The following is a 16,040-nucleotide window of genomic DNA, read 5'->3' as shown; positions in this document are numbered from 1 at the left end:
TTACCCTCTCATCCTATTTTGATATTTATTTCTTAAAATAATTGCTATAGCATTAGTTACTAGCAATACAACTAATAACACTATTATTCCTGCTGCTGCAAGACTATGAAACTCTGCCTTTGGTCTTGAAGTCCAACTGTATATCTGCATAGGGAGCACTGTAAATGAATCAAATATATTTTTCGGTGTAAATGCTGCAAAAGCAACTGCGCCAACCATTATTAAAGGTGCCGTCTCTCCAAGAGCTCTAGCAATTGCTAAAATAGTTCCTGTAAGAATACCTGGTAACGAATATGGTAATACAACTCCTGTGATTGTTTGCCATTTTGTAGCTCCTAAAGCATAAGCACCATGCTTTAGCTCTTTAGGTACACTTTTTAGTGCCTCCTGAGCTGATACAATGATTACTGGTAGTATTAATAATGCTAATGTCAGTGCGCCAGACAGAATACTTCTTCCAAATCCTAATACGTTTACAAATATTCCAAGTCCTAATATTCCAAACACAATCGAAGGTACTCCTGCTAGATTAGATATATTGATCTGAATAATATTTGTTATCCAGCTTTTAGGTGCATATTCTTCAAGGTATATAGCAGAGCCAACACCTACAGGAAAAGCAAATAACGCTGTTAACATTATTGTGTATAGACTTCCAAACAAAGGTGCTTTTATTCCTGCTTTGTGAGGAAATCTAGATGCGAAATTAGTAAAAAAATCAGCACTTAACCAACCAAGTCCCTGTTTTAAAATATCAAACAAGAGTACAACTAGTACAACTATTCCAAATAGAGTAGAGGCAGTAACTAATATATGAAACATTCTATTTTTAAGCTTTCTTTTCTTTAAATTATCCATTAGTACTCCTCCCTAAATCTCTTAATTATATATCTAGATATAATATTCATAAGAAGTGTTATAACAAATAAAAGCATTCCTACTGCAAAAATAGTCTTGTATATTAAACCACCATGAGTTACATCACCAGACGCAACTTGAACAATAAATGCAGTCATTGTCTGAATACTTTCTAGAGGATTAGCTGTTAAGTTTGGTGTAGATCCTGCCGCTAATGAAACTATCATAGTTTCACCGATTGCTCTCGATACTGCAAGTACAAATGATGCAATAATGCTTGATAATGCAGCCGGAATTACAACCTTTGTCGATACTTCGAGCTTGGTACACCCTAAAGCATATGCGCCATGTCGTAATGAGTCTGGCACAGCTTTCATTGCATCCTCACTCAATGACGAAACCATAGGTATAATCATAATTCCAACAGCTATACTTGCACTTAATGCATTAAATACATTAGCAGATGGGAATATATTTCTAATCAATGGTGTTATAAACGTTAAAGCAAAGTATCCATAAACAATAGTAGGTATACCTGCCAAAACTTCTAGCACAGGCTTAAGTAGCTTTCTTGTTTTATCAGAAGCATATTCGCTTAGATATATTGCACTTCCTAGACCTATTGGTATTGCAATAACACTTGAAAGAATTGATATCAGCAGTGTACCACTTAGTAATGGTAATACTCCAAACTTAGGAGGACTAAATAATGCAGTCCATTCGGTTCCAGTTAAAAACTCAACAATTGAAACCTCCTGAAAAAAACCTACTGTTTCCTTTAAAAGAATAGCAACTATTCCTATGGTGGTAAAAACTGATATCATAGCAAATATGAAAAGAATAACCTTTATAACTTTCTCTCCAAAATTATGCTTTTTCTTCTTAATATTTATTTTTTCTTTACTATCAACATTCGTTTTCTTCATATCCACACACTCCATATTGGTCCCCTCACTCTTTAATAGATATTCTTCCCAAAAAGTACTTTCATATGAATTATAGTTTGTTTTGATAGAACATTGGTTTAGTTTGTGTTAATGCTATGTTAAAACTATGTTAACTAGTAAAAAAATGAAAGAGCAAAGACTGTTTAGTCTCTGCTCTATAATGGGGATTATTTTATTGAATTAAGTTTTTCTAGTTGCTTGCTATATTCATCATCCGTTAAAGGAACGTATCCAACCTCGGCTACAATGTCTTTCGCATTTTCTATATAGAATCTAGCAAATTCTTTCACTGCTTCTTTGTCTTTTACTGAGTTATTTGATACATATATAAATAGTGGTCTTGAAAGTGGAGAGTACTCTCCATTTTTGATAGTATCTGTGCTTGGTGACACACCATTAACTGATACTAACTTTAAGCTATCTTTATTTTCTACATAATACGCATATCCGAAATAACCTAATGAATACTTATCTCCAGATATCCCTTGAACTAATACGTTATCGTCTTCACTTGCTGTAAAATCTGTTCTTATCTTTTTGCTCTCTCCAATGATTTCTTCTGTAAAGTAATCAAATGTACCTGAATCTGTTCCAGGACCGTATAGCTTTATTTCTTCAGCTGGCCATTCTGGTCTCACATCTTTCCAAGTCTTAACTGTACTGTTTGGCTCCCAAATTTTCTTTAATTCGTCTACTGTTAAGTCAGTTACAAAGTCATTTTCTGGATTAACTACTATTGATATACCATCATAAGCAACTTCTAGTTCTGTAAACTCAATATTATTGTCCTTTGCCTGCTCAACTTCTTTATCCTTTATTGGTCTTGAAGCATTACTTATATCTGTCTCACCAACAGTAAATCTTTTAAATCCTCCACCTGATCCAGACATTCCAACAGTTACCTTAACATCTGGGTTCTGTCCTTGGAACTCTTCTGCTATAGCTTCAGTGATTGGATAAACTGTACTTGAACCGTCTATTTCAACATTTCCAGTTAACTTAGCTTCTTGTTTCTCAGGTGCTTCACCTTGATTCTTTTGTTGTCCACCACCACAACCTGTAAGTACAATAATTGATAATACTAAAATAACCGACATTGTCATTAATCTTGATTTCTTAAATAATTTCATATGTTACCCCTCTCTCTGTGTTTTATTATTTTTTACATTCTGATTATAGCAAGATAAACTTTACAGTTTGTATAAAGCATGTTAAAGGATAGTTAAAACTATGTAAAGTTTTTCTATTGATGATTATTTCGTACAGATGCCCAGCATCGGAAGCTGAAATTGAATATGAAGAATACTTTTCATCTTGATCTTGTTTATCAATAATTGAAAGACCAACTTTCATATTATTGTACATAAAAAAATTGTGTCTGTTGAAGTAAATTGGATATTAGTGTATAATTTAGTCTGGTAATAAACATCGTATAAATATTATTAACTTTTGAAAGGAAGATATGTATGAAGTTAGGGATCGTGGGCTTACCAAACGTTGGTAAGAGTACACTTTTTAACGCTATCACTGCTGCTGGTGCTGAATCAGCAAATTATCCATTTTGTACTATAGAACCAAATGTTGGAGTTGTTGCTGTTCCAGATGAAAGACTTGAAGTATTACAAAAGTTATTTCAATCTGAAAAGCAAGTTCCTACTGCTATAGAGTTCTTCGATATAGCTGGCCTAGTAAAGGGAGCGAGTAAAGGAGAAGGTCTAGGAAATAAGTTTCTTGCACATATTAGAGAGGTTGAAGCAATAGTACATGTAGTAAGATGTTTTGAAGACGAAAACATAACTCACGTCGAAGGTAGAATAGACCCAATCAACGATATTGAAATAATTAATCTAGAGTTAATGTTATCTGATTTAGAAGTAATAACTAGAAGAATAACAAAAACTGAAAAACTTGCTAAGGCTGATAAATCACTTCAAAAAGAATTAGAAATATTAAACAAGATAAAAGATACAATAGAAGAAGGAAGCTCTGTTAGATCTATAGATTTTAGTGAAGATGAAAAAAACTTTGTAAGAGAACTTAGTCTTTTATCTTATAAACCAATACTTTATGTAGCTAATATTTCTGAAGAAGATTTAGTATCTAATCCAGAAAATCAATATGTAAAACAAGTAATAGAATATGCTGCAAAAGAAAACTCTGAGGTAATTGTAGTATCAGCTCAAATTGAAGCTGAAATCTCTGAGCTTGATACTGAAGAGAAGATGAGTTTCTTAAATGATCTTGGTCTTCAAGAATCAGGACTAGATAAGCTTGTAAAAGCAAGCTACAAGCTTCTAGGACTTATGAGTTTCTTAACAGCAGGTCCGAAGGAAGTAAGAGCATGGACTATAAAAATAGGCACTAAAGCTCCTCAAGCTGCAGGAAAAATCCACTCTGACATGGAAAGAGGATTCATCAGAGCTGAGGTTATAAACATAGATGACTTAGTAACTACTGGTGGATACCCTCAAGCTAGAGAAAAGGGTCTAGTAAGGCTAGAAGGTAAAGAATATGTAATGCAAGACGGAGATGTTGTTGTGTTTAGATTTAATGTGTAAAAAACAAAGCCGCTACATTCTAGTATTTGACTAGATTGCTGCGGCTTTTCTTTTATATCCTCTTTCATCTTTAGTAACTCTTAAGCTTTTATTATCAAGTTCCTATTTCTAGATTTTTATATTCTACTATCTTTCCTCAGCCAATATAACCATTGTTCAATTATCATAAAAGCTTACAATTTCATATACTCTTCCTTTGAGTAAAACTCGTTGGATTTAAGATACTTTGGTATATCCTTTTCTTCTCCATTAATAGTTATACTCGCGAATTTTCTTCTTAGTTCTAATTCATACACATTACTATCATAAGGCAACTTACCAATACATCTCAGTTTAATTTTTAAACTTTCATCTAGATCAGATATTCTAAATAAGCTCAGAAATCTTTTACATCTTCCTCTAAAAGCAAGCTCTGGATCAAGATTTGATATGTCAGTATTATCAAATGTAAAATCAACTCTCAGATAATCTTGATCAGTATAAATATTAGTTTTACAAAACTCGTTTATATATTGTCTATTTTGATTGGCCCTCGAAATTCTAGAAAACTCCTCTAGCTCATCCATTAGAATTAAAAATGATGAATGATCCTTTATTGATATAATCTGATAACCTCTGCTGGTATGATCTGAGATTGCCCTCATGATTGTTTGCTTTGCTAAGGAATTGTAAGAGTTATAGTGGTCTATACTTAGGTCTGATGGATCAGAATAAGATAAATCTGATCTTGAGAAACTCTCAATAGTTTTAGAAATTAAAAAGGCACTCATAATTCCATGATTATATTGTTCAAAATCGTTTAAAAACCTTAGTTTATCATCTATTACCCTATTTACTGTCATTTTAGCCTCATAGCTAGTCTTGATAATTTCTAGCTCGTCTTCATCTAGCTCCATTAGAGTTTCTGAGTTCACACCCACAAAATCATTGTTTTCACCAGTCATCCATAGTTTTTCCTCTAACTCCTTCCCTTTTTCTGTTTTGTCCAAATTATAGCTAATATGAGCGCCTACGCGTAAGCTAATTGATTCTATAAATTCCTCAATGTATTTTTGTTGTGTTTCTGTATATTTAAAATTAAACTCACTGAGATTATATATACTGAAATATGGTAAAACATCTTTAATACATTTATTTATTTTATGAATTTTTTTTATTGGATAACCTAGATCATGGGTAATTGCAGCTATACATCTAATAGAATCATCACACTTGGGAACCTCTTTAATTTTTCTAGTAATTGATAAAAAATCATCAAAAATTCCTTTTACATTTGATTTACTCAAACTATTATGAACTTTATCTATATTCCTAAATTCTTTATTATCTTTCATTTTACCCATAATGAAGTCAAATTCCTTACGCCCATATATGTATTCCCCAAAAAAATATACCCATAAACAGTGAAGAGTATGATCTCTATAGAAGGAGTCTGATGCAAATATTAACTCTTCAAACTTCACATATTTGTCAAAGTACAAAAATAGTTTATCATATCCTCTTTTATCTGGGTCTATGAAGCTCATTGCCGATTCAAATAGTACTTTCCATAAGCTTTTTGATATTTCTATCTTATTATGAATGACCTTCTCATCTCTTAAGACTAATATAAGTTCTTTAATTTGTATTTTATAACTATTTCTATTTCTTAAAAACTCTATCTCATCTTTTTTCATCCTCTCTAAATAATAATCTAAGACTGTTATTTCATTTAATAAGTTCATCTATATCCCCCATTCATTCAAAATATTCTCAATTTACATAATTACGTATAAGTTATTATTTTCTATGTAAATCTTCTAAAACCTTTTTTTACCTGTTATATTTTTCTATGATTTCCTGAAGTACTTATCTGCAGATCAATGCCATCCCTTTGCTCCATTACAAAATAAACCTAAGACATTTTCTCTTTCCTATTTTTCATCACTATTTTTTACTTCATTCATTTAAATCAATTTTACGTGTTGTGCAGTATTCATCCAATATACTGTATTCTATATAATTAACTACGCTATTCATCTTATCGTACATATACTTTCCCTTCTAAAATAATGGGGACTAGCAAAGTTTTAAACAATGCTAATCCCTTGATTTTGCTGCTGATTTGTAGCGTTTTTCTCATGTTTACACCTTAATGTTACAACTGTCTAATCGTAATACCATTTCATGAAAAAGATAAGTAAACTTAATGTTAACAAAAATTATATATAAATACAAAATGACTTATACTCCCTAATAAAATAAATATGTGAAATATCTCATGAAATCCCAACCATTTTGGAATAAAATTTGGCTTTTTCAAAGCGTATATTACTCCTCCAATAGTATAAAAAACGCCCCCTACGAATAACCATAAAACTGCCTTTATTGATGCAGCTTTTGACAATGGGATTACTGCCAATACAACAATCCATCCCATGATGATGTATATAGCGGTATAAATCCACCTAGGAATATTTATAAAAAAGATCTTAGTAATTATTCCGATGATTGCTAATGTCCATATCACAGATAACATAGTGTAACCTAACTTTCCTCTTAATAAAATAAGACAAATTGGAGTATATGTACCTGCAATCAAGACATAAATCATACTGTGATCAATCTTTCTTAATACCTTTATAACCTTATCCGAGCCTTTTACTATATGATATACAGAGCTAGCAGTATATAAAAGTATTAAGCTTGCTCCAAATATTGAAAATGATACAATCTCTCTTGCATTATTGTTGCTTATTGAAGTATAAAGCAATAACCCAAGACCTACAACTGATATAATTGCTCCTATTAAATGACTAAGTGCACTGCCTGGATCTCTAAAATTCTTTACCATAATCATTCCCCCGTATCTGTTTTGGTATCGTTTATGTTAATTATATACCTTTGATTCGACTTAGTCTATTAAACAGATAAGAGGAACATATGATACGTTCCCCTTGTCTATTTCTATAATATAAATTCTAATGCTTTCTCAACTTTTTCGCTTAAGTCTTTAGGATACCAATGGCCTATACCTTTATTGATATAATATTCATGAGGAAGCCCAACCTCTTTGAACACATTAACCATTTCTTCCTCATCTAGTACAGGTATGTCTTGTTCTCCCTCCATTAACACACCTTTTATACCTCTTTTACCAGCATACTGAGCATTCTCCTTAGTAAACGATTCAGGTTTCTCAGATGCACATAGAGCAATAAAGCCTTTTATAGGGAATTCATTAGCCATAATTATATCAATAGAGGCTATTGCACCGCCAGAAAATCCACCTATGATAACACAATCTTTATCAATTGAGTATTGTTGTATCATTAAATCATATATATGTTTAATTTCTTTTCTAGCTTTACACTGATCATTAGTCCAGCCATAGCTATTATGATGCATAACCTGTGATGATTGAATATACACAACAATAAAGTCTTTCTTAAGAAAAGCATCAGGTTTCCAATATTGGCTATGTAGCTTCACGTTTTCTCCGTCTCCATGAAGATTAATAAATAATGGGTACTGTTTATTCTTATAGTAACTCTCTGGAAGATGCACAAAATATTCAAGTTTAGATTTTTCTTGAGCTTGCTTTATTAATAAATCATTCTTATGCTCAAGATTTGCATACCTTGGATCTTGTTGTAAAGGCTCAAAACGCTTCCATTGTAATGGGCAAGCGTAACCTTGTTCAACTAGATATATTAATGTCTTAATAGATTCATCATACATATTACAATTAGTAGAAAAGCGAGCTTTGTTAAAAAGAATATCAAAATAGTTTTCTTCAAATTCTTTTTGAGGAAGAATTTCTGATGCTTTTCCTAATAAATCTACTGCTTCTCTATAATTCTCCTGTTCTAAAAGTGCAATCAAATCTTTTTCTAACTCAATATAGCTAGTGTATTCCATTGTAATCCCCCCTGATTAATTTATCATAGTATATTTCAGTGAATAACTATCTTTTTTATAACTATAGCAAAAGAACTCTGACATAAACTTGTCAGAGTCCTTTAATACTTTTCCAATGTTTTCTTGCATAATTGCTTTACTCTATTTATAACTTCTTCCGGCTCAATTATTGTTACTTGATTGCAGTTTTCTATAGCTAATCGAATGAAATAGTCAATATTATTAGTATAAATATCTAATTCTATTTTATCGCCTAGACTTTTTGTATTTGTCCAAATATAATAATCATCATTCTTTACAGTTTCATATAGCTTCTTATCCATTTCTAACTTTATCTTAAAATCCTTTTCTTTCTTTTTCAACCTATCCATATATTCATTCACAACGGTTTGACTATAATTCTCTTTGGATACTTCTATATCCTTTATTCTATCTAGTCTAAAGCATCTTTTCGTTTTTCTAATGTGACAATAACCATCTAGATACCATCCTCCACTATCAAAGGACAAAATATAAGGAGTAACTCTTCTTTTTACATATTCATCGTTCTTTGGTGTATAATATGTAATTATTAAATCCTTATAATTACTAAAACTCTCTATAAGCTTATAGAAAAGATCTTCGCAATAACTATTGGGAATTATTCTATTCATTTCTAATGTGATCCTAGAAAGCAATTTTTTATATCTTTCTTTCATGTCATCATCTACTATATTGAGAAGCTTATATTTTAACGATTCAAAGGAACACTGCATATTAGGCACCCTTAAAACTTCTCCAGCTCTTAACGAAATAAGCAAGTAGAGAATCTCATTTTGTTCAAAAGGTAAACTAGGTATAAAATAACTTTCATCAATTTTATATCCCCCTTCGTACCCTTCAAAAGAGACGATAGGCACCTTTAATTGAGACAAAGCATCTATGTCTCTGTAAATAGTCCTTTCGCTTACTTCAAAGGTTGATGCCAGTTCTTTAGCAGTCATCTTTTTATTTTCTTTTAATGCATAAATAATACCTGATAAACGTTCCAATTTTTTCATGATTTCGCCCTCTAATTACAAAATAATAATAATATTCATTTCTATATACTTAAGAAAATTCCTTTATTATTTGTTTTAAGATTTAATGACAGTAAAAAATAATAGCACTGCTGTCTGCGGTACTATTATTCTCCTCCAAAAAATTCAATTATAATTCAATAACAAATATACTTTGGTAAATCAAAAAATATTAATAATTTTACTTATAATGCTCCTGTTTCTTATAAAATTAGCTATTTCTTAATGACCATAAAATAAATAATGAATATAATTATTTATTACTTTATCTCTAGTACAATATCTGTCCCTCTATGAACTTTTTTTTGTGTTTTTTTCATACCTTTTATTCTATCTCCATTAGTTACGACTATTGGACTTATTGTTGATTTATTATTTGCTTTGATAAAGTTTAGATCTACCTCCATCAATGGAGTTCCTATCTCAACTTCATCGCCTACCTCAACAAGTCGTCTAAAACCTTCTCCCTTTAATTCTACAGTATCCAACCCGATATGAATTAATATTTCTATTCCATCTGTAGATATTATTCCTAGGGCATGATTGGTAGGAAATATCTGAACTACTCTACCTTTACATGGAGCTACAACTAACCCATCGCTTGGTTCTATTCCTATACCATCTCCAATCATCTTCTGCGAAAAAGCTGCATCAGGAACTTTTGTAATATCCATAGATACACCTTCCATTGGAGCATATATCTTTATCTCCTTTTTACGTAAAAATCCTAACATACTTGCCCTCCTATCTACTATGAGCTAATGATTTAGAAAGGGCTGAATTTAGCAGCCCTTAGTTTAATACATTTTCAATAATTTATTCAATATCCTGTTTTACTCCATGCACATATACATCAAGCAAACTCCATTCATCATCAATAACGAGAATGTCTCCGTCTTTATTTGGTTCTATAGACCCTTTACTGTCATATACTCCAATATATTTAGCTGGATTTTCAGAAGCCATTTTTACTATGTCACTGATTGAAGCTTGAACATTTTTCACAACATTTCGAACTGATCCTAAAAAACCAAGTTCAAAATCTTTTACCTTATCATAATCATATTTATTAATACATTCTTCCCTACCATCATCATGCAATAACTTAACATACTCACCGTCAGGAATAAAGGTACATTTCCTTATATAATGATGAAAGGGCTCCTTCACATGTGCTAATCCTACACAATCAGTACTTAATATTATTCTTTCAGGTCCTTTGATTCTATAAGCTAATTCAAAAGCCTGTGGTTTAACAGTCATGCCTGTCTGTTTAGCAAATTCTGCATACATATCATCAAAATACATAGATGCGCCAGCTACACCTAACCTCCTATGATGAAAGCCTCTCATGCCACTAAAGGTATGAGTAAATCCACCTAATCCAAAATCTTTTAATCTTTCAATATCTTCAAATTCTGCTCCACTATGTCCTACAGAGATTTGAATACCTTCTCCATTGGCATATTTAATAAATTCTTCTGCTCCTTTTAGCTCAGGTGCTATAGTTACTAATTTAATATTTTCCTTTCTAGCATTTTGAAAAAAATCTTCTAATATTTCAATCGAAGGATTTAAACAATATTTTTCCTTTTGCATTCCTCTAAACTCTTTATTAATAAAGGGACCTTCCAAATGAAATCCTAAAACATGTGCTCCCTTATCAGGACTCCAATTTTCTATAGCTCTTTTTCCTTGGGAAATATGTCTGTTAATCTCATCTAGTGAATCAGTCCCAGTAGTAGCAAGATAGGAAGTAACCCCTGCCTTAACCATTTCCATAGACATGTTTTCTATAGATTCTTGAGTCCCTTCATGCCAAAAAGATCCAGTTGCCCAGCCGTGAACATGTATATCAATAAAACCAGGTATAAGAATTTTATCCATGTAATTAACTACATCCTCAGAGGAAACCTCATTAAAAATACCCTTTATCTTTCCATCCTCTATCTTTAAATAGCCCATCTGAAATCCTTGAGGAGTATAAATATTCTCAGAATATAGATACATTATATCACCCCTATTTTAAATTCCAATATTTGCTATTAACTTCCATTAAATCATCTAAAACAGCCTTTGCCTTATTAGGATTCACAACAGTCCGGTTAAGAGTTAAGGCCTGTAATGCCTTTTCATAATCTGTCTCTAGACACGCCTCCACAGTCAGTTTTTCATAGGCGTATTGGTTTTCTAAAAGCCCTTTATAGAAGGTTTCCACTTCACCATAAGGATATGCTTCTGCTCCATTTTGGGTAAGTGCTCCAGCACATTCAACCATTGCATCTTTAGGCAAATTTGGTATGATCCCTTCGTTTCTTACCATAACTACAAACACCTTTTTAAGATCATAGGCAATAGATTCTGCAACCTCTACCATCATATTTCCGTGAACTTGTCCAGTAAGCAAGGGGAGTCCTTCAAGGGAGTCTTGCTCCTTAGCTTTTCTACAAATATCAAGTACTTGTTTTTCTCTACCAATTCTCGCTTCATCAGCCCTTGTAAATTCAGGATTACTTTTCTCAACTATTTCATCTGAGAAAAAGTAGTATTGTAGATATGTGTTAGGCACATATTTAGGGAAATGAGCCATCATTTTGTTTACATTTTTATAAGTCTCTAGCCATGATGGGTCTCTTTGCTCAGCATTAAAAGGCTTAAATTCATGATCAGTTAGATGCTCTTTTAGCTTTGGAATTAGATCTTCTCCAGTTGGTGTGTGATATAGCTTTGTAAACCATCCAAAGTGATTTAATCCGAAATACCTAGGTTCAATATCATACATATCTACATCTAATATTTTTGCAAAAGATTTAATCATAGAATAGGGCTGATCACAGATATTTAGTATTCTTCTGTCATTTGGAAACATCTTATCTAGTGCTACAGCAACTATAGCAGCGGGATTTGTATAGTTTAATATCCAAGCCTCCTGAGAATATTCTCTTATTTTCTTGACCATTTCTATCATAGGAGTTATAGACCTCATACCATAGGCGAATCCCCCAGGTCCACAGGTCTCTTGACCTACTAAATCATGCTTCAATGGTATTTTTTCATCATAACTTCTCATTTCAAAATTTCCAGCACGCATTTGACAAAACACATAATCTGTACCTATATATGCCTTGTCCTCATCATCTGTAAACAAAAGCTCTACATCAGGATAGTGTTTATTCATTACTAACCTAATATAATGCTTCTGTACATCTATACGTGATTTATCTATATCAAATAAAATTAGTTTTTTTAATGGAAATCTTTCTTTTAAATTCACTAAGCTTCCAATTAAAGCAGGAGTTCTTGTACTTCCAGCTCCAACTATTGTAACTACTTGTTTTTTTCTGCTCATGTTACTACTCCTCTCTGTTCATAGCAATATAGGTTATTAGTATTTGCGTTAGTGTGTGTAAGCCAAGCCTTGAAATCAAATCACTATACTTTGTCTTTGTATTATTGGCAAAGCAAAACATATTATAATTAGCTATATTTTGTAATGAATTATTTGAAAAGGAAGTTAAAGCAATAACATCTATGCTCCTTGCTCTAGCTGCTTTAGCTATATTTAATATTTTCTCAGTTTCTCCTGATAAAGACATAAGTAATATAGCTTCCCCAGCTCCTAAACTTTCTCCTAATTCATCAATAACATTGGGATCTCCAACAAATATAGATTTAACCTTTAATATAGCTAGTCGAGAGCTCAAAAAGTCAGCTATTGGCTTTGAAGCTCCCCTAGCTATAACATATATTATCCTTGACTCTACTATTTTCTGGGCAATAACCTTTATATTTTCTTCACTTTGCAAATATAAGGTTTTAGTAATTTCATCATGTATATTGCCTAGTATACTGTCATAGGATAAAGCTTGTTCTTTTTTCTCCCTATTTTGAATATAATCCTTCACATAATATCTGAGCTCACTATAACCATCAAAGCCTAGCTTTTTAGACAGGTTGATTATAGATGTTTTAGAAACAAATAACTTCTGAGCCAGTTCATTACCAGTAAGACAAACTATCTTTTTAGGGTTATTCATAATATACTCAACTATTTTTCTCTCTAGTTCTGTTAATTTACCATAGTTTTGTGCCAATCTGCTTAGATTCACTGCTTAACCTCCTGACCCTCTAGTTCACGATCTACAGCATTTTTAACAAATTCTACATTAGGTCCAAATACAATGTGTATGTGGTTTTTACTAGGGAAAAAGATACCAGAAGTTCCTGATTCCTTTAATTGATCCTTATCAACTATCTTCATGTCTTTTAAGTCAATCCTCAAACGAGTAACACAGTTTTCAACATGAACAATATTGCTTCTTCCTCCTATGGACTCTATTACAATCTTGGCTACTTCAGCATATCTCTTTTCCTTTAATAAAGTATTGTATGATACTTCATCTTCTTCCCGTCCTGGGGTTGGAATATTCCATTTTTTTATAGCCCAACTAAATAAGAAGTATGTGATAACAAAGAGTGGAATGCCCACTATTAGTAGGTTATACCATCTAGTATTTTCATACATCAATCCAAATATAGCAAAGTCAAAAATAGTTCCTCTAATATAACCTACTCCTGTCTTAAGTAAGTATAATACAACTGATCCAGCTGCTGCTAATCCAACGTAAAGTATGTATAGTAGTGGCGCAATAAATAAGAAGGAAAATTCCATAGGTTCTGTTACATTTCCCAAGAAGGGTGTAAGAACCATAGTAATAATGATTCCTTTTACATAAGGTCTGTTTTTAGCATAAGCTGTTTTATACATAGCTAACCCAATAGCTGGAATTATGAACAATGTCACTAGCATTTGGTTTTGAGCCATAAACCTAGTTAAGTCTGGGAGCATGTCCCATGCTTCGTGACTTGGACCCAGTTCAAATAGTATTTTATTTAAAGCCGGTAATACCCCTACAAAATTCTCTCCATCAATTACATATGTTCCTCCAGCTGGGGTAAATCTAAGAAGAGCACTCCAAACATGATGGAGTCCAAAGGGAATCAAAAGACGAACCATTACTATATTAAGAAATACTCCAAATGCTCCACTTAGTATGATAGAAGACATTGAAATTAAAGCACTAGTTACTAATTGCCAAAAAAACGGAACAATCAACCCAACTACCATAGTTACTGCTATCGAAGCAATTGGAACAAATTTTTTACCACTAAAAAACGCAAAAGCCACTGGAAGCTCTAATTGATAAAATCGATCAGTCATTTTTGCCCCGATAAGTCCACTAATGATACCACCTAGTACATCCAATCTCAACGTCTGTATTCCTAGTACCATACCTTGTCCCATTTGAGCCATTTGATCTGCAGGAGCAAGTTTTCCTGTTGCATTTAGCCAGACATTGATTGTAGCATTTAAAATCAAATATGATATGATAGACGAAAATACAGCAATGCCCTTTTCCTTTTTAGCAACTCCATAGGCTACACCCATAGCAAATAAAACTGGGATGTTACTAAAGATAACGTTTGCAATACTTCTTAAACTAGTCAATATAAGCTTTAAAGTAGGGTTTCCCAGCATAGGAATTCTTTCAATCATATAGCTCTGAACCAAAGCTCCCGTTAGTCCCAAAACCATTCCAACAGGTGCCATTACAGCAATAGGTAACAGTAATGACCTACCGAATCGTTGAATTTGTTCACTAATTTTTTTGCGTTTTGACATTCCTTCACCTCTTTTATTTGAATATTTGAGAAAGTACTTTCCAAGTAAGTATCTCACAATAGATTATTTTAAACAATAGAAATACTGCTATTAAGACTATGTAAAGACTCTTTTGATTTGGTCATTTTTTGTGACTTTAGTCTTTTAATCCGTCCTATTTCATCAACATGATTAATTTTTTGATGGTCATAAAGGCTTAATAACTTCATGCATATTAATCACATATAAATATTCATATTTTCAATAAAAAAATTAACCGACACACACCTCTATTTTATCGGAATGTATCGGTTAATCTATTAAAATCTCTCCAATTAGAGAGCGAATTGTTTTTTAGCTTCTTCCATAAACTAAGCAATTTCTTGAACTTCACCACTCTTTTTATATGAATAGTTAGTAATTTTTTTATAGATTTCTTTCCAGTTAAATACCCTTGTTATTCCGTCAATCAAGGGATATCTATTATACTCGCAATCTATTAGCAATACTTTGAAGTCAGCTAAAGCTAATTGAATAGCATTTTCATATCTATCTTCAATAAATATATTACAATTTAACTCCTTAGCTTTTTCTACTTTATAATGACTTCCTAGCAAAAATAATTGACTATCAGGCAATTCATTTTCTTTTATCCATTTAATTGTTACATGTTCCATTCGTTTTTCTCTCGCAGTAACATAATAAGTATTATGATATTTTGCAATTTCGTTAAGTATCTTTTGAACATCATCTCTAATTTTCGCTTTAGAATGAAGTTCTTCTCCATATTGATTATAAAAATCAAGGTATTCTTGTCTAGGTATATCTAGTACTTCGTGTATCTCATATTTAGTAACATTTTTAGGTTCAATACTTGTGTTAAAATAACTGTTTGCTTTTTCAAGCCAATAGTAAGGCTCTGTAATTGTCCCATCAATATCAATACAAACATTTAATAAACTCATCTCGTCACTCCTTTCATTGTATCTATGCTTATTTTACATAGTTTGTTTTAAAGAAATATTATGCAAACATTAATTCTATGTAAAAAATTTGT

General features: G+C 32.0%; 14 protein-coding genes. 1 reads left to right on the top strand and 13 read right to left on the bottom strand.

The window, feature by feature from the left end:
• The 3 genes from pstA to HNR33_RS12090 form a co-directional block, all read right to left on the bottom strand.
• The gene (gene pstA, locus HNR33_RS12100; RefSeq protein ID WP_429083634.1) at positions 1 to 858 is read right to left on the bottom strand and encodes a phosphate ABC transporter permease PstA; all 858 of its coding nucleotides are present in this window, start codon (positions 856 to 858) and stop codon (positions 1 to 3) included.
• A complete protein-coding gene (pstC, locus tag HNR33_RS12095) occupies positions 858 to 1,784 on the bottom strand; it encodes a phosphate ABC transporter permease subunit PstC (protein WP_429083632.1) in 927 nt (308 codons plus the stop codon). Before pstC ends, pstA begins: the two co-directional genes overlap by 1 nt.
• Positions 1,785 to 1,972: 188 nt before the next feature.
• Positions 1,973 to 2,935 carry a PstS family phosphate ABC transporter substrate-binding protein gene (locus tag HNR33_RS12090; RefSeq protein WP_429083630.1) on the bottom strand — a complete coding sequence of 321 codons (963 nt, stop codon included), beginning with the start codon at positions 2,933 to 2,935 and terminating at the stop codon, positions 1,973 to 1,975.
• 336 nt (positions 2,936 to 3,271) lie between these two features.
• On the opposite strand from HNR33_RS12090, the gene ychF reads away from it, so the two are divergent.
• Positions 3,272 to 4,363: a redox-regulated ATPase YchF gene (ychF, locus tag HNR33_RS12085; RefSeq protein WP_429083628.1), complete on the top strand. Its 1,092-nt coding sequence runs from the start codon at positions 3,272 to 3,274 to the stop codon at positions 4,361 to 4,363.
• A gap of 173 nt (positions 4,364 to 4,536) precedes the next feature.
• Here ychF and HNR33_RS12080 read toward each other — a convergent pair whose 3' ends face one another.
• The 10 genes from HNR33_RS12080 to HNR33_RS12035 all read right to left on the bottom strand — a co-directional run bounded on the left by HNR33_RS12080 (position 4,537) and on the right by HNR33_RS12035 (position 15,948).
• Entirely contained in the window at positions 4,537 to 6,087 is a 1,551-nt protein-coding gene (locus tag HNR33_RS12080; RefSeq protein WP_429083626.1) for a hypothetical protein, read from the bottom strand.
• Positions 6,088 to 6,554: 467 nt separating this feature from the next.
• Complete coding sequence (trhA, locus tag HNR33_RS12075) at positions 6,555 to 7,196, bottom strand: PAQR family membrane homeostasis protein TrhA (protein WP_429083624.1); 642 nt, start codon at positions 7,194 to 7,196, stop codon at positions 6,555 to 6,557.
• 113 nt (positions 7,197 to 7,309) lie between these two features.
• A complete protein-coding gene (locus HNR33_RS12070; RefSeq protein WP_429083622.1) occupies positions 7,310 to 8,263 on the bottom strand; it encodes a hypothetical protein in 954 nt (317 codons plus the stop codon).
• 101 nt (positions 8,264 to 8,364) lie between these two features.
• Entirely contained in the window at positions 8,365 to 9,303 is a 939-nt protein-coding gene (locus tag HNR33_RS12065; RefSeq protein ID WP_429083620.1) for a helix-turn-helix transcriptional regulator, read from the bottom strand.
• 278 nt (positions 9,304 to 9,581) lie between these two features.
• Positions 9,582 to 10,055: a PTS sugar transporter subunit IIA gene (locus tag HNR33_RS12060; RefSeq protein WP_429083618.1), complete on the bottom strand. Its 474-nt coding sequence runs from the start codon at positions 10,053 to 10,055 to the stop codon at positions 9,582 to 9,584.
• A gap of 82 nt (positions 10,056 to 10,137) precedes the next feature.
• Positions 10,138 to 11,331: an N-acetylglucosamine-6-phosphate deacetylase gene (locus tag HNR33_RS12055; protein WP_429083616.1), complete on the bottom strand. Its 1,194-nt coding sequence runs from the start codon at positions 11,329 to 11,331 to the stop codon at positions 10,138 to 10,140.
• 10 nt (positions 11,332 to 11,341) lie between these two features.
• Complete coding sequence (locus HNR33_RS12050) at positions 11,342 to 12,670, bottom strand: family 4 glycosyl hydrolase (RefSeq protein ID WP_429083615.1); 1,329 nt, start codon at positions 12,668 to 12,670, stop codon at positions 11,342 to 11,344.
• Between the two features lie 4 nt (positions 12,671 to 12,674).
• On the bottom strand, positions 12,675 to 13,430 hold the full coding sequence (locus HNR33_RS12045; RefSeq protein ID WP_429083613.1) for a MurR/RpiR family transcriptional regulator: 756 nt from the start codon (positions 13,428 to 13,430) through the stop codon (positions 12,675 to 12,677).
• On the bottom strand, positions 13,427 to 15,004 hold the full coding sequence (locus HNR33_RS12040) for a PTS transporter subunit EIIC (RefSeq protein ID WP_429083611.1): 1,578 nt from the start codon (positions 15,002 to 15,004) through the stop codon (positions 13,427 to 13,429). Before HNR33_RS12040 ends, HNR33_RS12045 begins: the two co-directional genes overlap by 4 nt.
• Positions 15,005 to 15,354: 350 nt before the next feature.
• A complete protein-coding gene (locus tag HNR33_RS12035; protein ID WP_429083609.1) occupies positions 15,355 to 15,948 on the bottom strand; it encodes a 5' nucleotidase, NT5C type in 594 nt (197 codons plus the stop codon).
• Positions 15,949 to 16,040 lie beyond the last annotated feature (92 nt).

It is taken from the genome of Brassicibacter mesophilus (genome assembly GCF_050433385.1).
Lineage (GTDB): Bacteria > Bacillota > Clostridia > Tissierellales > Proteiniboraceae > Brassicibacter > Brassicibacter mesophilus.
This window is presented reverse-complemented; position numbering and strand designations above follow the sequence as displayed.